At 55.2% G+C, this 23,364-nt stretch carries 17 protein-coding genes; 15 read left to right on the plus strand and 2 right to left on the minus strand.

The window, feature by feature from the left end; genetic code table 11:
- Positions 1-61 precede the first annotated feature (61 nt).
- Entirely contained in the window at positions 62-2,449 is a 2,388-nt protein-coding gene (locus tag BCF11_RS15385) for a methyl-accepting chemotaxis protein (protein ID WP_098495500.1), read from the plus strand.
- Between the two features lie 163 nt (positions 2,450-2,612).
- The gene (locus BCF11_RS15390; RefSeq protein ID WP_098495501.1) at positions 2,613-8,624 is read left to right on the plus strand and encodes an Hpt domain-containing protein; all 6,012 of its coding nucleotides are present in this window, start codon (positions 2,613-2,615) and stop codon (positions 8,622-8,624) included.
- Positions 8,625-8,690: 66 nt separating this feature from the next.
- Here BCF11_RS15390 and BCF11_RS15395 read toward each other — a convergent pair whose 3' ends face one another.
- Positions 8,691-10,175, minus strand: coding sequence for a deoxyribodipyrimidine photo-lyase (locus BCF11_RS15395; RefSeq protein WP_098495502.1), 1,485 nt, complete (start codon positions 10,173-10,175; stop codon positions 8,691-8,693).
- 115 nt (positions 10,176-10,290) lie between these two features.
- On the opposite strand from BCF11_RS15395, the gene BCF11_RS15400 reads away from it, so the two are divergent.
- From BCF11_RS15400 to BCF11_RS15425, 6 genes are all read left to right on the plus strand, one after another.
- Positions 10,291-10,956 (plus strand): YqgE/AlgH family protein, encoded by a 666-nt coding sequence (locus BCF11_RS15400; RefSeq protein ID WP_098495503.1) that lies wholly within the window; start codon positions 10,291-10,293, stop codon positions 10,954-10,956.
- 30 nt (positions 10,957-10,986) lie between these two features.
- Positions 10,987-11,385 carry a Holliday junction resolvase RuvX gene (gene ruvX / locus BCF11_RS15405; RefSeq protein WP_098495504.1) on the plus strand — a complete coding sequence of 133 codons (399 nt, stop codon included), beginning with the start codon at positions 10,987-10,989 and terminating at the stop codon, positions 11,383-11,385.
- Between the two features lie 28 nt (positions 11,386-11,413).
- Positions 11,414-11,935, plus strand: coding sequence for a bifunctional pyr operon transcriptional regulator/uracil phosphoribosyltransferase PyrR (pyrR, locus tag BCF11_RS15410; RefSeq protein ID WP_098495505.1), 522 nt, complete (start codon positions 11,414-11,416; stop codon positions 11,933-11,935).
- Positions 11,928-12,887: an aspartate carbamoyltransferase catalytic subunit gene (locus tag BCF11_RS15415; RefSeq protein ID WP_092432752.1), complete on the plus strand. Its 960-nt coding sequence runs from the start codon at positions 11,928-11,930 to the stop codon at positions 12,885-12,887. Before pyrR ends, BCF11_RS15415 begins: the two co-directional genes overlap by 8 nt.
- An 85-nt stretch (positions 12,888-12,972) precedes the next feature.
- Positions 12,973-14,262 carry a dihydroorotase gene (locus tag BCF11_RS15420; RefSeq protein WP_098495506.1) on the plus strand — a complete coding sequence of 430 codons (1,290 nt, stop codon included), beginning with the start codon at positions 12,973-12,975 and terminating at the stop codon, positions 14,260-14,262.
- Entirely contained in the window at positions 14,259-15,041 is a 783-nt protein-coding gene (locus BCF11_RS15425) for a 1-acyl-sn-glycerol-3-phosphate acyltransferase (RefSeq protein WP_098495507.1), read from the plus strand. The genes BCF11_RS15420 and BCF11_RS15425 overlap by 4 nt, the downstream gene beginning before the upstream one ends.
- Positions 15,042-15,059: 18 nt before the next feature.
- Here the strand turns inward: BCF11_RS15425 and BCF11_RS15430 are convergent, their stop codons facing one another.
- On the minus strand, positions 15,060-15,893 hold the full coding sequence (locus BCF11_RS15430) for a symmetrical bis(5'-nucleosyl)-tetraphosphatase (RefSeq protein ID WP_098495508.1): 834 nt from the start codon (positions 15,891-15,893) through the stop codon (positions 15,060-15,062).
- A 381-nt stretch (positions 15,894-16,274) separates the two neighbouring features.
- On the opposite strand from BCF11_RS15430, the gene rfbB reads away from it, so the two are divergent.
- The 7 genes from rfbB to BCF11_RS15465 all read left to right on the plus strand — a co-directional run bounded on the left by rfbB (position 16,275) and on the right by BCF11_RS15465 (position 23,158).
- Positions 16,275-17,357, plus strand: coding sequence for a dTDP-glucose 4,6-dehydratase (gene rfbB / locus BCF11_RS15435; RefSeq protein ID WP_098495509.1), 1,083 nt, complete (start codon positions 16,275-16,277; stop codon positions 17,355-17,357).
- Positions 17,354-18,253: a glucose-1-phosphate thymidylyltransferase RfbA gene (gene rfbA / locus BCF11_RS15440; RefSeq protein WP_098495510.1), complete on the plus strand. Its 900-nt coding sequence runs from the start codon at positions 17,354-17,356 to the stop codon at positions 18,251-18,253. The genes rfbB and rfbA overlap by 4 nt, the downstream gene beginning before the upstream one ends.
- 2 nt (positions 18,254-18,255) lie before the next feature.
- Positions 18,256-18,801 carry a dTDP-4-dehydrorhamnose 3,5-epimerase gene (rfbC, locus tag BCF11_RS15445; RefSeq protein ID WP_098495511.1) on the plus strand — a complete coding sequence of 182 codons (546 nt, stop codon included), beginning with the start codon at positions 18,256-18,258 and terminating at the stop codon, positions 18,799-18,801.
- Positions 18,798-19,673, plus strand: coding sequence for a dTDP-4-dehydrorhamnose reductase (gene rfbD, locus BCF11_RS15450; RefSeq protein WP_098495512.1), 876 nt, complete (start codon positions 18,798-18,800; stop codon positions 19,671-19,673). Before rfbC ends, rfbD begins: the two co-directional genes overlap by 4 nt.
- A 172-nt stretch (positions 19,674-19,845) precedes the next feature.
- Positions 19,846-21,117, plus strand: coding sequence for a flippase (locus BCF11_RS15455; RefSeq protein WP_098495513.1), 1,272 nt, complete (start codon positions 19,846-19,848; stop codon positions 21,115-21,117).
- 2 nt (positions 21,118-21,119) lie between these two features.
- Positions 21,120-21,932, plus strand: a complete 813-nt coding sequence (locus BCF11_RS15460) for a glycosyltransferase (protein WP_158229205.1) — start codon at positions 21,120-21,122, stop codon at positions 21,930-21,932.
- Positions 21,932-23,158, plus strand: a complete 1,227-nt coding sequence (locus tag BCF11_RS15465; RefSeq protein WP_098495515.1) for a hypothetical protein — start codon at positions 21,932-21,934, stop codon at positions 23,156-23,158. The genes BCF11_RS15460 and BCF11_RS15465 overlap by 1 nt, the downstream gene beginning before the upstream one ends.
- Positions 23,159-23,364: the final 206 nt, after the last annotated feature.

The raw sequence follows: 23,364 nt of genomic DNA on the forward strand, positions 1-23,364 counted from the left end.
GCACTCACAGTGACACCATCGTGCGCATGGCGATTTCATCGAGCAATTAGGAGATTCTGTAATGGCATTCAAACTACCGTCTTTATCCAAGGCGGCCAAGGAAGAGCAAGGCGAGGCTGGCGATCGTTTCATGCAGGACGCGCTGATGCACGATCCTGAACAGACTGTCATGGAAGAACGTTTCATTCCTGAGCCGCCAGCGGCGCCTACGGTGGCGCCGCTTGCTGCGCCGGCCCCTGTTTATAAGCCTGAGCCGGTAGCGGCGCCAAGCTTTGCGACCGCTCCGGAAGCTGTCGCGGCAGCTGCCCCGGCTACTGCTTTCACCGGCGCTGCCGTCGAACTCGCCAGCCCGGATGCACGGCCCTTGCCATTGATCGGCAAACTGCCGCAGCAAAAACAGGTCCGCCTGCTGCTGATCATGCTCGGCGCGGGTTTGCTGCTGACTATCTTGTTCCTGTGGCTGAACGCCAAGAGTTCCACGATGAGCTCGACGCAGACCCAGATCGCCGGCGACGCGCTGATGCACTCGCAACGTATCGGTAAGGCGACGCCGAATGCGATTCAGGGTAATGCCGAGGCGTTCAAGCAGCTGGCCGACAGCCGCAAGGAATTCAACCAGGATTTGGGCATCCTGTCGAAAGGCGGCGATTTCAAAGGACACGATATCAGTGCCCCGAGCGTCGCCATGGATTCCAAGCTGACCGACGTCAACAAGGTCTGGTCGAATACCGACAAGGCCGCGGACACCATCCTGAAGCTGCAAAAGGAATTGACCAGCTTCGGTGTGACCCTGCAAAAACTGAACGGCATCTCGCCTAACCTGCTCGATCTGTCGGAACAGATCGCGACCCTGAAGACCCAGACCGGCGCCACCCCGCGCGAAATCGCGGCTTCCTCGCAGCTGGTCATGTTGACCCAGCGTCTGGGCCGTAGCGCCAATGAATTCCTGACTTCTGAAGGTGTGAACCCGGAAACGGCGTTCTTGCTGGGTAAGGATACCAACACTTTCCGCGATATCGTCAGCGGCTTCCTGAACGGCAGCGATGTATTGCGCCTGCCGGCCAGCAAGAACGAAGAAGAACGCAGCAAGCTGACCGAACTGGAAAAGAGCTTTGCCGAATACCAGGAATCGGTTGCATCGATTCTGGGCAATATGCAGAACTTCGTTTCTGCCAAGCAGTCCGAGCAATTGATCTTTACCGAGAACGAAAATCTCAAACAACGGTTGGGCGCCTTGCAAGATACCTATCGTAGCGCACAGGATACGCAAAGCATCTGGTTCTGGCTGATGCTGCTGTCGGCCTTCGCGACCCTGCTGGCGGCTGCCGCGATTGCCTGGGTGCAGGTGCAGGACGGTCGTCACCGTACCCACGAAGCTGACGTACGCCGGATGGAAGCGGAAGAACAGCGTCTGCAGGCGATCAAGCAGGAAGAAGACGCAAGTAACGCCAACGACCAGAACCAGGCCGCGATTTTGCGCCTGATGAATGAATTGCAGGAAGTGGCGGACGGTGACTTGACAGTGCAGGCGACGGTGTCGGAAGACATTACCGGCGCGATCGCCGACTCGGTTAACTATACGGTGGAAGAGTTGCGCGGACTGGTCGGACGGGTTACCGCAACGGCGCAGCAGGTTACTGTGGCGTCGGACCAGGCGCAAAGCATTTCGATCGAACTGTTGGCGGCGTCGCAACGGCAGTCGCGCGATATTCAGGAAACCACGCAAGCGGTTCTTGACATGGCGACCCAGATTACCGACGTTTCCAAATCGGCTAGTGAATCAGCTGAAGTGGCGCGGCAGTCGGTTAGCGCCGCGGAAGAAGGTTCCAAGGCGGTGGAAAACGCGATTTCAGGCATGAACGAAATTCGCGAGCACATCCAGGAAACTTCCAAGCGCATCAAGCGGCTGGGTGAATCGTCCCAGGAAATTGGTGAAATCACCGAACTGATTTCCGACATTACCGAACAGACCAACGTGCTGGCGTTGAATGCGGCGATCCAGGCGGCTTCCGCAGGTGAAGCAGGACGCGGATTTTCGGTGGTTGCGGAAGAAGTTCAGCGCCTGGCGGAACGTTCCGGCGCGGCGACCAAGCAGATTGGCGCGCTGGTGCGTACCATTCAGACCGACACCCACGATGCGGTGGTGGCTATGGAACGTTCGACGCAAGGGGTGGTCGAGGGTGCCAAGCTGTCAGATGCGGCCGGTGCGGCGCTGTCGGACATCCGGCGCGTTTCGAACCGCCTGGCGGAACTGATTCAAAGCATTTCCTCTACTACCGAGCAGCAAGCTAATTCTGCAAACGGCGTGGCTACCAACATTCAGAACATTCTTTCGGTGACGGAAAAGACGCGGGAAGGTACACGCCAGACGGCGCTGTCGATTCGCGAACTGTCGAAGCTGGCAGAAGATTTGAAGAGTTCGGTATCGCGTTTCCGCGTGACCAATTAATGTGTAGTCCTGCGCTTGCCGACCTGCCGTCAGGTCAGCAAGCGCGGTATCGGCCAAGGCTTGCCCGGGTTTGCGCTGCTACTGCCGCAATCATGGGTGATGTTTTGGCCGATATGCATCATGGTCAACTCGTTTGACCACACCCTGAACCCATGAGGCAGTCATGACCACCGATTTTTCCAGTTCCGCGGCGCATTTGCAAGATTCAACGCGGACTCATCTTGATACCGGACCATTGTCATGGGTGATGAGCGAAATTCGCGAGGCGCTGAACCAGTCCGGCAACGCCTTGTTGCAAATAAGCGACAAGCAGCAGGCCGGCGACGATCATTCGACCGCCATCCGTCATGCCAAGACCTATCTGCACCAGGCGCACGGCGCCCTGCAAATGGTCGACATCGACGGCGTCATCATCATCACAGAAACCGTTGAAGACCTGCTCGAGCGTGCCGAATCCGGCCAGGCCGAACTGAGCGCGCAGCATGTGCAGACCATCGGCAACGCCTATCAGGCATTGATCGAATACCTGGACGAAGTGCTGGCCGGCGGCAGCCACCAGCCGGTACGTTTGTTCCCCTATTACCAGGGGCTGCTGGAAATCCGCGGCGCTGAAAGAATCCATCCGGCCGACCTGTTTTTCCCCGACCTGACAATCCGCCCGCATTTTCCGGCCGCGGAGCATGCCGTGGCGATCGAGGCTGAAGCCTATCTGCCTTTGCGCAAGCGTTTTGAGCGCGCGCTGCTGCCGTTCCTGAAAAGCGCCGACAAGGCGATTGAACTGGAAAACGCCGGCGTCATGCAAGTAGTGGTCGGCGAAGTCGAACAGACCCAGCGCAACCAGCAGGCGCGGGCATTCTGGTGGGTCATGCACGGCTTCTCCGAAGCGGTTGCGACGGCGCAGGTTTCCAACGAATTGTATGTCAAGCAGCTGTTCGCCCGCATCAACCTGCAACTGCGCCGCCTGAGCCAGGGTTCTTCCAGCATTTCGGAAAGGCTGTTGCGCGATGCCTTGTTCTTTATAGCCGGGATTGAAAACGCTTCCAAGCTGACCACCCAGATTCGCGCCGCTTACCGTCTCAATGGCCTGGTGCCGACCGACTACAGCACCCGCCACTACGGCCAGATCAGCCTGGATGCATTGGGCGCTGCCAAGGAACGCCTGGGGCAAGCGAAGAATATGTGGGACCGCCTGGCCAGCGGCGACGCCGGCCCGGCTGCTGCGTTTGAAAAAGAAATGCACGGCCTCAGCGAAGCCGGCGGCCAGCTCAACGCGCCGTCCTTGTCCAAGCTGCTGCGCGAATTGAACGGCATAGCCCGCCACGCCGCGCATTCGCGGCCAGGTGATGCGATCTGCATGGAAATCGCCACCAGCCTGCTGTTTATCGAAAACACGCTGAACCACATCAGCCGACTGCCGCAGAATTTCTCCGAGCGTGCCGATGCCATGACTGCGCGCCTGCTGGCCGTGGTCTCAGGCGAGACCTTGGGCAAGCCGGCACAGTGGATCGACGACATTTATCGCGAAGCGCAACAGCGCCAGACCGTCAAGATGCTGGCTTCGGAAATGCTGTCGAGCTTGCGCCAGGTTGAAAAAATGCTGGATGAGTTCTTCAAGGAACCTGAGCGGCGTGAAGTGCTGACCCAGATCGAACAAGTTCTGCACCAGATCCAGGGCGCGCTGGCGATCCAGGACCAGAGCGATGCCATCCGCGTGGTCGAACACACGCGCAGCACCTTGAAACGTTTTACCGCGGAAGGTGGCGAACTGTTGCCGGAAGCGCCGGAACAAAAAGAGTTTGAACGGATTGCGCAAAACATCGGCGCGCTGAGCTTTTTCATTGAAACGCTGCAGCATCAGTCGGATACGCAAAACAACCACTTCACTTTCGATGAAGAGGCCGGCGTATTCCGCATCAATCTACTGGAGCGGCGCGCGATGGTTGCCCCGCCGCAGCCTGATCCGGTGGTGTCGTCGACAGTCAGCGACCATCATCCAGCGGCTGCAAGCGCCGCCGGCGGTGATAGCCTGCCAACGCTGCCGGAACTGGCAACCGTGGAAGATGAGCTGCTGCAGCACCAGCAGCAATCGGCCGAGTTGGCGCTGTCGTTGACAGCGCAGCCGCACGATCCGGAACTGCAGGAAAGACTGAAAGAATCGCTGGTGCAGATGCGGGTTGATGCTGCCCTGAGCGACAATCCGGAAGCGACCGATCGCGCCCAGGCTGCGATCGACATTCTCGATCATCCGGATTTCTCGGCATCACAGCAATCCCTGCAGCAATCGCTGGCGGACATCGTGACCACCATCGTGCCGCTGCATGCAGCGGAAGCGGCGCCGCCCATAGCGGCGGTGGCGACGGTGACTGACGAGGAGGCCGATGCCGAACTGCGTGAGATTTTTTTGTCCGAAGCAGAAGAGGTCCTGACTAACGCCAGGCAAGCCCTTCTGCAACTGCATGGCGCGCCGCATAAGCAAGAACCGCTGACGGTGCTGCGCCGCGCATTCCATACGCTCAAAGGCAGCGGCCGCATGATCGGCTTGAATGCTTTCGGCGAAGCCGCCTGGAGCATCGAACAGGTATTGAATCTGTGGTTGTCGGAATCGCGTACTGTGAGCGCCGACCTGAGCGCGTTGCTGGATCATGCCGTGACTGAGCTGGATGGCTGGGTCAAGGAAATCCAGCTGTACGGACACTCGGAACGGACGCCGCATGCACTGGCTGGAGTTGCCGAAACTGTGCGCGAGGGCGGTGCTTTCGCCGCTCCGGCAGTTGCAGCACCGGTGCTGGCCGAAGCCGCAGGCGAAACCGTGGAACTCAGCGATTTGCCGGAGATGCCGGCGCAAGCCGAGGAAATCCAGCTGAGCGACGACGACCTGGCCTTGTTCGGCGTCACCCACGCTGAGCACACGGAAACCGTTGTCTCCATTCACGGCGCGGCGCACGAAGCCGGCGTTGAAGAAGAACTGACTTCGGCAGCGGAAGTGCATGAGCAGCCGGTTGCCGAAGCGGTGCCGGTCGCCGCGTTGCGGGAAATCCCTGTCAGCGCTGAGGTCATCGCTTTTCCTGGCATGCAGGAAATCCGGCATGACGACAGCACCAAGCAGATCGGCGACCTGACCATCAGCCTGCCGCTGTACAACATCTATCTGGCCGAGACCGACCAGCTGGTGCGTCACCTGGCGCATGATTTTGCCGAGTGGCGGCATGAACCTGAACGGCCGGTGATGACGCAGTCGGTGCACGCCGCCCATTCGCTGGCAGGCAGTTCCGCCACGGTAGGTTTCAAGCCTTTGCAGGAAGTCGCGCATGCGCTGGAAATGGCTCTGCAGCGCATGGCGTTGCAACCAGGCAGCCTGCACGGCGCCGACTACGATATCTTGCAATTGAGCGTCGAGCGCGCCAAGTGGATGCTGCAGCAGTTCACCCAGGGCGACATGCCGTATTACGAGCCGGCGCTGGTGAGCAGCCTGGATAGTTTGTGGCAGCGGCAAGAGTCGCGCGCGCATGAAGTGGAAGAATTGCCGGAAATAGAGGGCAGCGATGAAGCGCCGGCGCAGGAAATCGTTGCGCCTGCCATCGAGCTTGAGTCGATAGCCGCAGAAATCGCGCCGCAACTGGAGGAGCTTCCTGTAACCCCGATCGCAGCGGTAACCGAACCTGCCGACAACTGGGATGAAGTATTGCACGTGCAGCCGATCGCGATTGCCGCCGTGACTCCGCATCAACCGGCAGCGGTGGTGGAAGTGCCACACCTGTTCGAAGCGCCGAAGGAAGATATCGATCCTTTGCTGGCGGTGCGCGATGAGCTGGATCCAGACTTGCTGCCGATCTTCCTGGAAGAGGGCAGCGACATGCTGCCGCAGATCGGCAGCGCCTTGCGCAGCTGGCAGGAAAATCCGGTCGGCACGACCAGCGCGCATCCGGTGCCGCAAGCTATCCTGCGCCATCTGCACACCATCAAGGGCAGCGCCCGCATGGCCGGCGCGATGGTGCTTGGCCAGCACATGCACGAGATGGAAAGCCATATCGAGGTGATCCTGCAATCAGGTAGTTCGTCGCGCCATACGGTTGACGAATTGCTGGCGCACTATGACCGTGGCGTGCAGATGTTTGATAATCTGCGTAATCCGCAAGCGGCGCAGCCTGTCGCTCCTGCCGCACCGCTCGCAGCTGAGGTGGCGGCGCTAGCGCATACGCCGGTCAACCTGCCGAGCGTGATGCCTTCGCAGGCGGCTGGCGTGGCGGCGCCGGCGCTTGCCAGCACCAGCGGCCTGGTGTCGCAGGTGCGCGTCAATGCGGATATTCTCGACCGGCTGGTGAACCAGGCCGGTGAAGTTTCGATCACCCGTTCACGGCTTGAATCCGGCATCGGCACCTTGCAGCTGTCTTTGTCTGAATTGACGGAAAACGTTGACCGCTTGCGCGGCCAGTTGCGTGAGATCGAGATCCAGGCCGAAGCGCAAATCAGTTCGCGTATGACCCTGGCCGGCGAGCGCGAATTCGACCCGCTCGAATTCGACCGCTTCACCCGGCTGCAGGAACTGACACGGATGATGGCGGAGAGCGTCAACGACGTCGCCTCGCTGCAAAAGAATCTGACCAACACGGTCGAAGGCGCCAACGTCGACTTGCTGACGCAACGCCGGCTGACGCGCGATTTGCAACAGGATCTGATGCATGTGCGGATGGTGCAGTTTGCCAGTATCGGCGAGCGTCTGTACCGGCTGACACGCCAGGTCGCCAAGGAACTGGACAAGCGCGTCAACCTGGATATCCGCGGCAGCCACGTGGAAATCGACCGTAGCGTGCTGGAAAAGATGATCGCCCCGTTCGAGCATCTGCTGCGTAACGCCATCGTGCACGGGATCGAGTCGCGGGAAGCGCGGCGTGCTGCCGGCAAGAACGAAACCGGCGAGCTGAAAATCGAAATTCGCCAGGACGGTAATGAAATTCTGATTCAGCTGTCGGATGACGGCCAGGGCCTGAACCTGCCGCGTATCCGCGACAAGGCGCGTTCCGTCGGTCTGCTGGAAAACGATGAGCAGCTGTCCGACCTGGAAACCACCGACCTGATTTTCCGTCCCGGATTTTCTACCGCGGCGGATGTCACGGAACTGGCCGGACGCGGCGTCGGCATGGACGTGGTGCGCTCGGAAGCAGCATCGCTGGGCGGGCGCGTTGCGGTGACCAGCGAACCCGGGCAGGGCACGCATTTCACGATTCACTTGCCGCTGACCCTGGCGGTCACCCAAGTGGTGCTGCTGACCACAGGCGGCAGCACCTATGCCGTGCCGTCGGCGCTGGTGGAACAGGTGCAGCAGTTGAAGGCAAAGGCTTTGGCCGCCGCTTACAACGATGGCATGCTGATGTGGCAAGGACACAAGGTGCCTTTGCAATATCTGTCTACTTTGCTGGGCGATGCCGAGATGGTGCCGGTGGCGCAGCAGTATTCGCCGATCATCATTTTGCGCAGCGGTAATGACCGGGTAGCCTTGCACGTCGACGAAATCGTCGGCAACCGAGAAGTCGTGGTCAAGAATATCGGTCCGCAACTGTCACGGATGATCGGGATTGCCGGCGCCACGGTGCTGGGTTCCGGTGATATCGTGCTGATCCTGAATCCAGTGCCTTTGATGCAGCTGCAACTGCAGCGTTCGGCGCACGAGCATCGCGCCCCGCGCCAGTCGCATCTGGCAACTCACGACGTCATGGGCGCGGTAGCCGAGATGAGCGTCAGCCCTGAATCGGCAACGCCGCCAACGGCTCAGCCAGTACAGGGCTTGCGTAGCCAAAGCGTGGTGATGGTGGTCGACGATTCCTTGACCGTGCGCCGGGTAACCCAGCGTCTGCTGTCGCGCGAAGGCTACCAGGTGGTGCTGGCGAAAGACGGCGTCGATGCGCTGGAGCAGTTGCAGGCGATTACACCGGACGTGATGCTGGTGGATATCGAAATGCCGCGTATGGACGGCTTCGACTTGAGCCGCAATATCCGCAATGATGACCGGACCCGCCATATCCCGATCATCATGATTACCTCGCGTACCGCGGCCAAGCATCGCAGCTATGCGATGGAGCTGGGCGTCAACGAATACCTGGGCAAGCCGTACCAGGAAGATGAACTGATCCGCAGCATCAAGTCGTTCATCAAAAAAGAAGCAAACACCCTGCAATAAAATTACGGGGGCTGGTGGAAGAACAATTTTCACCAGCCTCCGCAATTCCTCCTCGTTACTTTCTCCTCACTCTTCAGTCACTTTCCTCACCACCGCATAACGCTGCAAGGTCAGCTTGCGCGCTTCATGGTGCTGCACCAGCGGCAGCGGATAATTTTCTCCCAGGCGGATGCTGGCATCCTGCAAGTCTTTTGCCGGCGCCAGCCATGGCGCATGGATATGCTTGTTACCGAGACCGGATAGCTGTGGCAGGTAGCGGCGGATGAATTTACCCTCCGCATCGAATTTCTCGGATTGCGTGACCGGATTGAAAATGCGGAAATAAGGCTGTGCATCGCAGCCCGATGACGCCGCCCACTGCCAGCCGCCATTGTTGGCAGCCAGGTCGAAGTCATTCAGCTGCTCGGCAAAGTAGCGTTCTCCCCAACGCCAGTCGATACCCAGGTCTTTTATCAGGAAAGACGCAACCAGCATGCGCAGGCGGTTATGCATGTAGCCGCTCTGCTTGAGCTGCAGCATCGCCGCATCCACCAGTGGATAACCGGTGCGGCTGTCGCACCAGGCCTGGAACAGCGCCTGCGCATGCGGACCGCTTTCCCACTGGATGGCGTCGTAGTCCGGCTTGAACGCGCGTTGTGCGGCATGTGGATGGTGGTACAGGATCATGAAATAAAAATCGCGCCACACCAGTTCCGACAACCATGTCGCGGCGCCGCTGGCGCTGCCATGGTGTAGAGCTTGATAAGCGACACGGGCCAGGGTGCGGATCGATATGGTGCCGAAACGCAGATGCACTGAGAGATAGGATGGCCCTTTGAGCGCGGGGAAATTACGGCTGTCTTCGTAATGGCCGATACGCGGCAGGAAATCTTCCAGCAGACTGGTTGCGCCTGACATGCCGGGTGTGATTTTCAAGGCGCGCAGATTGGTTTCCTGGAAGCCGAGCTCGGCCAAGTCAGGTATCTTGCCATGCTCCGGCACAGGCGACGCCAGCCGCGCCGCGTACTTTTCGATCGGGTAGGGCTTCAGGAGGAAAGGTCCATCTGCCTCAGCCAGTCTCTTCATCCAGGCATTCTTGTAAGGCGTGAATACTGAAAACGGCCGGCCTGACAGGGTAAGGATTTCGTCTTGCTCAAAAATCACCTGGTCCTTGAAGCTGTGCCAGCTGCGGCCGGCAGCGGCCAGGATACTGGCGACCTTGGCATCGCGTTGCCGAGCTTGCGGTTCGTAATCGTGGTTGCTGAACACGGCATCGACGCCGAGTTGGACAGCCAGCGCCGGGACCGCATCGGCAGCGGCGCCGTGGCGCACGATCAGGCCGCCGCCTAGCTTGCGCAGTTCCAGATCCAGTTCGACGATGCTGCCGCGGATGAATTCGACGCGACGGTCAGCCGTCAGGCCGGCATCCAGCAAAGGTTGGAGGATGTCGGTGTCGAAGACGAACACGCAGAACACGGTTTTACTGGCCTTTAAGGCGTGATGCAGGGCCGCGTGGTCGAATACGCGCAAGTCGCGGCGAAACCAGACCAGGGATTTTTCAAACTGGGGCATGGAGGCGGTCTATATAAAAAATTCGCGTGAGGTAGCGCCGAGGCGGGCTTGCGAGCGACTTTACCCGAGAAGCTACACTACGCAAAGCGGCTTGCGCCGGTTTAAAACTGATAAAATGCGGCCCATGGCCAAGCTAGATACAACTCCGGACGATTCTCCCGCGCGCAAAAGCGCCGCGAAGGCGTCGGGCGACCCGGATTCTCCCTTTCTGAATCTGACAAATCATTTCCTTATTGCAATGCCCTCCATGCTGGATCCGGTTTTTGGCGGAACCGTGGTGTATTTGTGTGAGCATAATGCCAACGGCGCCCTTGGCGTAGTGATCAATAAACCTACCGATATGACCATGCAGCTGCTGTTCGAGCGCATTGACCTGAAGCTGGAAATCAATCCGGAGCCGGGCTTTGACGATCCGATCGGCGAGCGGCCGGTGATGTTCGGCGGCCCGGTAGAGGTTGAGCGCGGCTTTGTGCTGCATACGCCGGGCAAGAGCTACTCATCGACGCTGAAAGTGACGGAACAGATCGCCATGACTACTTCCAAGGATGTGCTGGAAGAGGTCGCCCAAGGCAGCGGACCGCAGCGCATCCTGGTCAGCCTGGGGTGTTCGGGCTGGAGCGCGGGCCAGCTGGAAAGCGAAATCGTGCATAACGGCTGGCTGACGGTAGCCGCTGATCCGGCGATTATTTTCGATCTGCCGATCGCCGAGCGTTTTGCCGCCGCTGTCAATCTGCTGGGTATTTCCCCGTATATGCTGACTTCGGAATCCGGTCGTGCGTGAGTTGAACGGCAAGATGGGCGGGAGCCTGACATGAGCGGTTTGACAGGCACTGTGCTTGGTTTCGATTTCGGCCTGAAGCGCATCGGCGTGGCGGTTGGCAATACCCTGTTGAAGCAGGCGCAACCCCTGCAAGTCATCAGCGCCGCCACCAATGACGGCAAGTTCGCCGAAATCGCGTTGTTGATCAAGGAGTGGCAACCGGTGCTGTGCGTGGTCGGCCTGCCGCTGCATCCGGATGGCGCCGAGCATGAAATGAGCGTGCGCTGCCAACGTTTTGCCAATCAGCTGCACGGCCGCTATGCGGTCGCCACGGTGCTCGTGGATGAGCGTTACTCGTCGGCGGTGATCAAGCAGCAGCGCGGAGAAGTGATCGACGACCAGGCCGCCGCGATTATCTTGCAGCAGTATTTTGACGATTTATCTGAATGATCCTGTTCGATTTTGTGATGAAGACGCAATGACTACTATCACCCCCCAATTCGATGCCGAAGCACTGTACCAGGTGCTTGAGGCAAAAGTAAAAGCCGCGCTGGCGCAGACCGACAATGTGGCGGTCATCGGCATCTATTCCGGCGGCGCCTGGATCGCCGAACGCCTGGTGGCGGCCTTGCACCTGAATCCGGCGCAACGGCTCGGCTTTATCGACGTCTCCTTCTATCGCGACGATTTTTCCGAAAAAGGCCTGCGTACCGATATCAAGCCGACGCAGATTCCGTTCGACGTCAACGGCGCCACCATCCTGCTGGTGGACGATGTGCTTTACACCGGCCGCACCACGCGTGCCGCCATCAACGAACTGTTCGACTACGGCCGCCCGGCAAAGATCATGCTGGCGGCGCTGATCGACCGCGGCGAGCGCGATTTGCCGGTGGCGGCGGATTTTGTCGCCGATGCAGTCACCTTGCAGCCTGGCCAGTCCCTACAACTTCAACGCGCCGACGACGGCAGCTTCACTTTAGACATCCAACCCAATGCTTAATCCTCAACTCAATAAAAATGGCGAACTGCAGCATCTGCTGACGATCGAAGGTTTGCCGACTTCTGTTGTCACGCACATCCTGGATACGGCGTCCTCATTTGTCGGCGTCAGCGACCGCGATGTCAAGAAGGTGCCGCTGATGCGCGGCAAAAGCGTGTTCAACCTGTTCTTTGAAAATTCGACCCGTACCCGCACCACGTTTGAGATTGCTTCCAAGCGTCTGTCGGCCGACGTCATCAACCTGAACATCTCCGCCTCCAGCGCCAGCAAGGGCGAATCGCTGCTGGACACCATCGACAATCTGTCAGCCATGCACGCGGACATGTTCGTGGTGCGCCACGCGCAATCCGGCGCGCCCTACCTGATCGCCAAGCACCTGACCGACACCAAGCAGCATCATGTCCATGTGGTGAACGCCGGCGACGGCCGCCACGCCCACCCGACCCAGGGCTTGCTGGACATGTATACCATCCGGCATTACAAGAAGGATTTCAGCAACCTGACGGTGGCGATCGTCGGCGACATCCTGCACAGCCGGGTGGCGCGTTCCGACATCCACGGTCTGACCACGCTGGGCGTGCCGGAAGTGCGCGCCATCGGCCCGCGCACCCTGCTGCCGAGCGGCCTGGAGCAAATGGGCGTGCGCGTATTCACCGACATGAACGAAGGCTTGAAGGGCGTCGACGTCATCATCATGCTGCGCTTGCAAAATGAACGCATGAGCGGCGCGCTGCTGCCGTCGGCGCAGGAATTCTTCAAGAGCTATGGCTTGACGCCCGAGCGGTTGGCGCTGGCCAAGCCGGATGCGATCGTGATGCATCCGGGACCGATGAACCGCGGCGTCGAGATCGACTCGGCGGTGGCCGACGGCGCGCAAGCGGTGATCCTGCCGCAGGTGACCTTCGGCATCGCAGTGCGGATGGCGGTCATGAGCATTCTGGCCGGGAATTAAGGCTGCGCCGAAGCCGCATCCGGCTGCCGCATCTGGCTGGATCTACAGCACATAAACATTTATAGAATCGCCTTACCATTTACCGATGAAACTTCACATCAAAAACGGCCGTCTGATCGACCCCGCAAACAATATCGATGCACAGCAAGATCTGTTTATTGCCGCCGGCAAGATAGTCGGCGTCGGCAACGCTCCCGCCGATTTCACCGCCAACAAAACCATAGACGCCAGCGGCCTGGTGGTGACGCCCGGCCTGGTGGACCTGAGCGCGCGCCTGCGTGAGCCAGGCTATGAATACAAGGCGACGCTGGAATCGGAAATGCAGGCGGCGATGCAGGGCGGCGTCACCAGCCTGGTCTGCCCGCCGGACACAGATCCTGTGCTGGACGAACCGGGTCTGGTGGAAATGTTGAAGCACCGCGCCAGGAACCTGAACCAGGCGCATGTCTATCCGCTCGGTGCACTGACGGTAGGACTGAAGGGCCAAGAGCTGACTGAGATGGCCGAGCTGACCGACGCCGGCTGCATCGGCTTCGCCCAGGCCGATGAGCCGATACTGGACACCACGGTGCTGCTGCGCGCGCTGCAATATGCGCGCACCTTTTCGTACACCGTGTGGCTGCGTCCGCAAGATCCTTACCTCGGCGCCGGCGGCATCGCCCACAGCGGCCCGATCGCGTCGCGCCTCGGCCTGTCCGGCGTGCCGACCATGGCCGAGACCATACGGCTGCAGACCATTTTCGAGCTGGTGCGCTCTACCGGCGCACGTGTGCACCTGTGCCGGATTTCTTCCGCCGAAGGCTTGGAGCTGATACGCAACGCCAAGAAAGAAGGCCTGCCGATCAGCTGCGACGTCGGCGCCCACCACATCCACATGACCGACGTCGACATCGGTTTCTTCGATTCCAATGCCCGCATGACGCCGCCGTTCCGTTCGCAACGCGACCGCGACGCGATCCGCCAGGCGCTGCTGGATGGCACCATCGATGCCATCTGCTCAGATCACACACCGGTCGACGACGATGAGAAACTGCTGCCGTTTGGCGAAGCGACGCCCGGCGCCACCGGGTTGGAACTACTGCTGTCGCTGGCCTTGAAATGGGCCGAGGAATGCGTCGACGCAGCGCCGCAGCGCCTCAGCCGCGCGCTGGCAAAAATCACTACCGACGCTGCGCGCGTGGCTGGCTTGCCGGCCGGCCAGCTGGCTGTCGGCAGCATCGCCGATATCTGCCTGTTCGATCCGGCGGTGCGCTGGACCGTCGCCGCTAAAGAACTGGCCAGCCAGGGCAAGCACACGCCTTTCCTCGGGTATGAACTCAGTGGACGCGTTAAAACCACGATCGTGGCCGGGCACATTACATTCGAACGCGCATGAAGAGATTGCAAAAGCGGCTGCAATTTGTCTGGCGCCTGACACGCGTGCTGCTGCACCTGGTGGTCGGTTTGTGGACTTGCGCGGTAGTGTTTCCGTTTGCCGATGCTACAGGCCGGCGCTGGCGCATCCGCCAATGGTCGGTCGAACTGCTGGCGATCTGCCGGGTAGAAGTCACCTTGCGCAATCCCGGCGACAGTGTCGCCGCGGTGCGGGCGCTGATTGTCGCCAATCACGTATCCTGGCTCGACATCTTCGTCATCAACTCGATCCAGACCTGCAGTTTCGTCGGCAAATCGGATATCCGCGACTGGCCGCTGCTTGGCTGGCTATGCGAGAAGGGCGGCACCATCTTTATCGCGCGCGGCAAGCAGCGCGACGTGCGGCGCATATTCCAGGGGCTGGTCACCAGCATCCAGGCCGGTGAGCGGGTGGCTTTCTTCCCGGAAGGCACTACCGCAGCGCAAGGTGCATTGCTGCCGTTTCATGCCAACCTGTTTGAAGCCGCGCTGGATGCCAAGGTGCCGGTGCAGCCATATGCGCTGCGCTACCTGGATGCGCAAGGAGCGCTGCATCCGGCGGCGGATTTTATCGGCGACATGACTTTTGCACAGAGCATGATCGCGATCTTGCAGGGGGAGCCGATGAAAGCCGAGCTGATCCAGCTGGCGCCGATCGAAACCGCAGGCGCACACCGGCGGCAGCTGGCCGCTAGTGCGCAGGCCTTGATTGCCGATGCGTTGGAACAGCCTCAGGCCGAGCAGGTCAGCGCCGCGGCATGATGCCATTTCCGCTTCTGACTAACCGGGCCGCTGCGCTTGCGGGCAGCTGACTTGCAGCAGCGCCCGGTCGGCCAGGCGCACGGCAGTCAGTTTGCCGCCCCAGACGCAGCCGGTATCCAGCCCGATCAGGTTGGGCCTTTGTATCAATCCCAGCGTCGACCAGTGTCCGAACACCACGGTGACATCCTCCGTCTGGCGCTGCGGCGCATCGAACCACGGCAGGTAGCCGGGCAGGGAAATTCCGGTGCTTTCCTTCGCCGCCAGTTCCATCGTCCCGTCTTTGTCGCAAAAGCGCAGACGGGTCAGGGCATTGACGATGCAGCGCAGGCGTTCGTTGCCTTTGAGTTCATCGTCCCAGTGCAAGGGTTGATTGCCGTACATCTCGCGTAAGAAGTCTACCCAGTCCGGTCCTTGCAGCACGTTGGCTACTTCCTGTGCCAATGCCAATGTTTTTGTCGCCGACCATTGCGGCAGCACGCCGGCATGTACAAATAGATGATCTTGCTGATATAGAGCCAGCGGTTGGCGTCTTAGCCAATCAAGCAACTCCCCCCGATCGGGGGCATTCAGAATTTCATCCAGGGTATCGCTGCGATGGAGTTTGCGGATGCCGTGGGCGGCTGCCAGCAGATGCAGGTCGTGATTGCCAAGCACAGCCTGGGCGCGCCCACCCAAGGAACGTATCAGGCGTAAGGTCTGTAGCGATTGCGGGCCGCGATTGACCAAGTCGCCGGCAAAAATGAACGTGGCGTCGGGAGTTGCAGCCTCGATCTTGTCTATCAGGGTTATCAGGCTTTGGTAACAGCCTTGCAGGTCGCCGATGGCGTATGTCAATGGACTAACGATTGGCATAAATGGAAGTATGAGTTGGCGGGGTGACGGTTGCCATTGTAGATCGGTAGCAGGTTTCAGCGCAGAGATAGATGTTTTGAAGGGTTTCCGGCCACACGGCGGTTGTGTAATTGAGATAAGTTGATTTTTGGCACTTTCCGTCGCAATGGTGGTCCTAATGGTCCATCGTGATCATTTCCAGTTATTTAGATAGAAAATACTTGCCTGAATGTATATAAATCCCACCGATTTTCCGGTCGGACTAATCCGAAATGTGCTGCAAAGGTCGGATTTCTACGAATAATGGGGGATAATCTCGAACTGCTCGGATATTTTTATTGCAAAAATATAATCAATATAAAATATCGCTTTTAATTTTTGCATTGCATTTAGGATGACCTCATGATTTTTATCACTGGAGGAGCCGGCTTTATCGGCTCCAATTTCGTACTGGACTGGCTGGCGCAGAATGACGAGCCGGTGATCAATTTCGATAAGCTGACTTACGCTGGAAATATAAATAACCTAGCGAGTGTCCGCCAGGATTCGCGCCATATCTTTGTACAGGGAGATATTGGCGATACGGCTCAGGTGGCTGCTTTACTAGCCAAGCACAAGCCGCGTGCAATTGTGCATTTTGCGGCGGAAAGTCACGTTGACCGTTCTATCCATGGGCCTGCCGCTTTTGTCGAGACCAATGTCAATGGCACTTTCGGCTTGCTGGAGGCAACGCGTGCTTACTGGGGGACTTTGCCGGAAGCTGAAAAAGCGGCATTCCGCTTCCTCCATGTTTCGACCGACGAAGTGTATGGCACACTGGGTCCGAACGATGCGCCGTTTACTGAAACGACTCAGTACGCTCCTAATAGCCCTTATTCGGCATCGAAGGCTGCATCGGATCATCTGGTTCGCTCCTATCATCATACTTACGGACTGCCTACGCTGACCACTAATTGTTCCAACAATTATGGGTCCTACCATTTTCCGGAAAAGCTGATCCCCTTGATCATCACCAACGCGCGCGCCGGCAAATCATTACCTATCTATGGCGATGGGCAGCAGGTGCGCGACTGGCTCTACGTGAGCGATCATTGCGCCGCGATTCGCCGTGTGCTGGAAGCTGGCAAGCCCGGTGAGGTATATAACGTTGGTGGCTGGAACGAGATGGCCAATCTGGATGTGGTGCACACACTGTGCGACATTCTGGATGAACTCGACCCCAAGGCGGCTGGTAGCTATCGTGACCAGATCACCTACGTTACTGATCGTCCTGGCCATGACAGGCGATATGCCATTGATGCGCGAAAGATTGAACGCGAACTTGGCTGGAAGCCACTAGAAACCTTTGATACAGGCATTCGTAAGACGGTCCGTTGGTATCTGGACAATCAGGAGTGGGTCAAAAATGTCCAGTCTGGCGATTATCTGAAGTGGGTCGAGCAAAACTACGATCAGCGCCAGAGTTCGACAGGGGGCGTCCAATGAGCGGGCCGACTTCCCAAAGCCGTAAAGGAATTATTCTCGCTGGTGGTTCCGGCACACGACTGTATCCAGTGACCATGGCGGTCTCCAAGCAGCTGCTGCCAGTGTATGACAAGCCGATGATCTACTATCCTTTGACCACGCTGATGCTGGCAGGGATACGCGAGATTCTGATCATTTCGACGCCGCAAGACACGCCGCGCTTTAAAGAATTGCTGGGGGACGGACGGCAATGGGGAATCGAGCTCAGTTACGCTGTACAGCCGACGCCGGATGGCCTGGCACAGGCGTTTATCATTGGTCGGGAGTTTATCGGCGATGCGCCTTCTGCCTTGATTTTAGGCGACAATATTTATTACGGTCATGATTTCGAAAGCCAGTTGCGTGCAGCTTCGGCGCGTACCGAGGGCTCCACCGTATTTGCCTATCATGTGCACGATCCGGAACGTTATGGCGTGGTTGAGTTCGATGCTCAGCGCCGGGCGGTCAGTATTGAAGAAAAACCCCTGCAGCCGAAATCCAATTACGCCGTAACCGGTTTGTATTTTTATGACTGCGAAGTCTGTGACATCGCGGCTGGCATCAAACCTTCGCCACGCGGAGAACTAGAAATAACGGATGTAAATCGTGTGTACCTGGAGCGCAAACGTCTGAACGTCGAGTTGATGGGACGCGGTATGGCATGGCTGGACACCGGTACCCACGAATCATTGCTGGAAGCAGGTCAGTTCATTGCCACCATCGAGAATCGCCAAGGCTTGAAAGTCGCTTGTCCAGAAGAAATCGCCTATCGCAAGGGATACATTAATGTCGCGGACCTGGAGCAACTGGCGCAACCGCTGAAGAAAAATGGATATGGCCAATATCTGCTGGGCCTGTTAAAAGATAAGGTATTTTAATTATGCAAGTACAAACCACGAGTATTCCCGAAGTATTGATTTTCGAGCCCAAGGTTTTTGGCGATGATCGCGGTTTTTTTTATGAGAGTTTCAATGAACGTCGTTTCAATGAACTGACTGGGATCAACGCTAGTTTCGTCCAAGACAATCACTCCAAATCTGCTAAAAATGTTCTTCGCGGACTGCATTATCAAATTCGTCAGCCGCAAGGTAAGTTGGTACGTGTGGTTGCCGGAGAAGTTTTCGATGTAGCGGTCGATGTGCGTAAAAGCTCAGCTACTTTCGGTCAATGGGTTGGGGTAACGCTGTCGGCTGAAAATAAGCGACAGCTGTGGATTCCGGAAGGGTTTGCGCACGGTTTTGTTGTTACCAGCGAGTCGGCGGAATTTCTCTATAAGACCACGGATTACTGGGCGCCGGAGTTTGAGCGCAGTATCCTGTGGAATGATCCCGCCATTGCCATCAACTGGCCGATCCAAGATGCGCCTTTGCTTTCGGGAAAAGATCAACTTGGCAAGCTACTGGCTGATGCGGAGATATTCGCATGAAGATACTCCTTACCGGAAAAACCGGGCAGGTAGGTTTTGAACTGGAACGAAGTCTGCAAGGTCTGGGCGAAGTCATTGCTCTTGACCGCAGCCAGATGGATCTCGCCAACCTGGTTCAGGTGCGCGACGTGATTCGTGAAATCAAGCCGGCGTTGATAATTAATCCGGCCGCCTATACGGCTGTCGATAAAGCTGAAAGCGAACCTGACCTGGCGCAGCGGATTAACGCAGACGCTCCGGCTGTCATGGCAGAAGAAGCCAGGAAGCTTGGCGCTGGGATGATTCACTATTCAACAGATTATGTATTCGACGGTGCCAAGACTACACCATACACAGAAGACGACGCTACGTGTCCGATCAATGTGTATGGAAAAACAAAATTGGCCGGCGAGCAGGCTATTCAAGCAGCAGATATTCCATATCTGATACTGCGCACCAGCTGGGTCTATGGGATGCATGGCAAGAATTTTTTGCTGACTGTCTTGCGGTTGGCACAAGAACGCGAAGAGTTGCGGATCGTCGCTGATCAGCATGGTTCGCCGACATGGTCACGTACCATCGCCGATACTACGGCGCACATCGTCGCGCAACTCCGGAGCGAAGGCGCGCATAAATTTCTTGATAAATTACAAAGCAGATCCGGCTTATATCATCTGACCGCTCGAGGCCAAACCACTTGGCATGGATTTACCAAAACCATTATTGACCATCCATCGGTCACCAGAAAGCCATTAGTTATCCCGATAGCAACACAAGAGTATCCGTTACCCGCAAAACGACCTGGCAATTCCGTGCTGAATTGCCAGCGCCTGATTAATGCATTCTGTGATTTGCCGACCTGGGACCAAGCGCTCAAATTATGTCAGCAATGATTTCGATTCGAGCTTGAGTCGGGATTGTTGTTGATCTTATTTGTATGCCGCTCATAAACAAAAGACGGTTATCTGGCCTAGGGCAGTGAATGAAGCCAATCAGCTATTTTTATGGCATCCAGAGAGACGAACATAAAAAAAGTATTATTTTTGCCATTTTACAGGTTTATTAATGTCTCTTAAGAGAAATACTTTATGGAATTTGCTGGGCACAGGAGCGCCGCTTTTAGTTGGCGTTTTTTCGATTCCCTTTTTAATGAGAAAACTGGGAATTGAATCCTTCGGCATATTAACGTTGATATGGGCTCTGATCGGTTATTTCAGCTTATTTGATTTTGGCCTTGGCCGCGCTCTTACCCAAAAAGTGGCATCGCAGCGGGCGCAGGGAGCGCTGGACAAGCTCCCGCAGTTGGTTAAAGCGGGGCTGGTGTTTACTGCAATTGCCGGGATAGTCGGGGGATTCATCCTGGCAGTACTCGCTACTCCTCTCGGCAATTCCTGGTTAAATGTGAGTGCCGGCTTGCAAAAGAGCGCCGTATATTCGTTGGCGATTGCAGCGCTTGGCATACCTCTAACTACGATTACGACAGGTCTGCGAGGCGTACTGGAAGGATTTGAAGATTTTAAAAAAATAAATATTCTGAAAATATTATTGGGTATCGCAAATTTTGGATTACCCGTAGTTAGCATAATAATATTCGGGCCTGTACTTGAGATCGCTGTTGCGAGCCTTGTAGTTGCTCGTTTATTAAACATGCTATTGCATATTTTCCCGATCAATGAGAAATTAGGTTGGGCATGGGCAACAGCAAAATTGAACTATTCCCACGTCCGCGATCTATGGCAATTCGGGGTGTGGATGACAGTGTCGAATGTGATCAGCCCTTTGATGGTTACGGCAGACCGCTTCTTGATTTCTTCGGTTATCGGGGCGGCGTCGGTTGCATACTACACAGTGCCATTTGATTCCCTGATAAGAATGCTGATCATTCCTGGTGCGTTAACAGCTGCGCTGTTTCCTAGACTGGCATCATTGATTTCAACGGATGTGCCTGCTGCAAAAAATTTATACTCAAAATCAGTCCTGATCATTGCAAAAGTCATGGGCCCGGTATGTCTGACAGTTATATTGGGCTCATACCTCGGCTTGTCCCTGTGGCTTGGTGCTGATTTTGCCAAAAAATCATGGATGTTGACTTCCATTCTGGCTTTTGGAATCTTCTTCAATGGCATTGCGCAGGTACCGTTTGCCGTGATCCAGGCATCTGGGAACGTCAGGGCTACTGCATTGGTGCATATATTTGAATTAGTTACATATATCCCTCTTTTGCTTATTGCGCTGAAATTTTTCGGCCTGGAAGGTGCTGCCGGGATATGGGTGCTGCGAGTCGGAATGGACTGGTTCATTCTGCAAGGGATTGCAAAAAATGTTTTGAAAAGATAAAAATGACTCGTGAGATAGCAATTGGGTTTGTGATATATAACCCGGAAAATAGTTTTTTGGACAGAGTTCAAATGGCAATTGAGTCGAATTATCAGGTTTATATATTTGATAATTCTCCGAAGGAAAGTACTGTCAGGGAATTTTGTAAAAACAAAAAAGAAATACGATATTTTACTGTCGGAAAAAATCTTGGTCTGGGATTAGGTATTGCTTCTGTTTGCGCCCAAGCTTTTTATGAAAATAAATCAGCTTTGATTTTTTTTGATCAAGATACGATTTTTAATAAAGACACGCTGGAATGCGTCGAGAATTACAATTCGCAGCATCCTGAGCTGGCAACTACACATAGCGCGATTGTTTTTAAGGCAAAAAAAAGCGAAGAGAAAAATAATGAAGCATGTTTTAAGAACGTGTCGCTGGCAATCAATAGTGGCAGTTTGTTTTATTTGAAAAATCTGAAAAAAATAAACTGGCATAGTGAAAAATATTTTGTCGACGGTGTCGATTATGAGTTTTGCCTGAGATCAAAGATAAATAATTTTTTAATAGGCCAGTATTCGTGCACTCCCGGATTTGACCATGTTACCGAACAGGCCGACAAGAATTACAAAATTTTTGGAAAAATCTACGTCATGAGAGCATATCCATTGTCGCGGGTAACGGATGTGTCGATATCGAGTATAAGATTGATATTTACCGCATTGGCATCCGGGGAAATAAAATTTTCTCTGAATATAGGTAAACTTCTTTTGATTTATATTGCCAGTCAAATATGTGCCAGATTTTTTAATGCAGCAGGTGAAGAGAAGGTTTGATGATGAATGTTTCTAATAGCAAAAAATATGCCGCGTTTACAGTCTGCAATTTAGCCTATTTGCCGAAAGCGTTGGTTTTGGCGGAATCCTTGCTAAAGCATGAGCAAAAAAAATTAAAAATATATTTAACTGAAAAAAGATGCGATGTCGCACTTCCGGATTCACTGGCTGAGTTTATTTGGATCGAAGATGCTGAAGTGCCGAATCTTTATGATCTGGCATTTAAATATGATATTACAGAATTTAGTACTTCTGTAAAACCATTCCTTGCGTTGAAATTATTGGAGAAATTTGATAATGTTATTTTTTTAGATCCTGATACGTGCGTTTATCAATCTCTCGATCCAATACTGGCGGATCTTGAGGCACATCCTATTGTGCTTACACCACATTATACGAAACCGCATGATAATGCTTGGCCTGGTAGTGATGTCGGCATGATGCGTTTCGGATCTTTTAACCTCGGTTTTTTTGCCATTAACAAATCTTCTGAGGGAATCGATTTCCTGAAATGGTGGAGTGATCGTTGTTTCCGTTTTTGTTATTTTGAAACGCAGTTTGGCTTATCTACGGACCAAAAATGGGTAAGTATTGCACCTTGTTTCTTTGAACATCTCTACGTTTCATTCAATCTGGGATATAACGTTGCGTTCTGGAACATGCAGGAAAGAGATGTGTCAAAAGACGGAAATGGGAATTATGTTGTGAATGAAAAATATCCATTGATATTTTTTCACTTCAGTTCGTTTGATGAGAAAAAACCTGATTTGTTAAGTAAAAGGCCTTTTCCCCAAAGAGGTGAAAACAAAGGTGCTTTACTGGAATTGAGTCTGGCATATAAGGCAGCACTGCTGAAACATACAACCGCTGCGTCCAAGCAGAAATATGGTTTCGATTATATGTCAAATGGTGATTACATTTCACCGACTCTCCGTCGGGCTTATGCTTGCGTTTCGGCTGAACTGGAACAGGGATGTGATCCATTTAGTTCAGACGGTCCTGTCGGAAAGTTTGCGAAAAAGAATTTTCTTCTCGAAAAGAAGCCTGTGCCTTACGTCTCCAGCAGCTTTAACGACATAGGGCAGCATAAAGATAAATTTGCGATTGTGAATTTTTGCATGCGCTTGATTTTGAGAACTCTTGGTCCGAATCGGTTTGCAAATTTTTCCAGATTGCTAGTCTATCTCTCGAGCTATAGACAAAATAGAGATATGTGGAAAATTTGAATTTGTGTGATCTTCATTAAAATAATTATCTTCTTTCTCGTTAAATATTGAAAACAGAGACTAAATAATTGAATTGATGCATTTTTGAAATTGAAATCGTAATTTGGATCTTGAAGATGCAACATATAAACCGCGCGACGAAGATCAATCTTGGTGAAATAAACGCATTGCAATATTAAATTGAATATTTGTTTTCACTCATATTT

Source organism: Collimonas sp. PA-H2, from assembly GCF_002564105.1.
Classification (GTDB): Bacteria; Pseudomonadota; Gammaproteobacteria; order Burkholderiales; family Burkholderiaceae_D; genus Collimonas.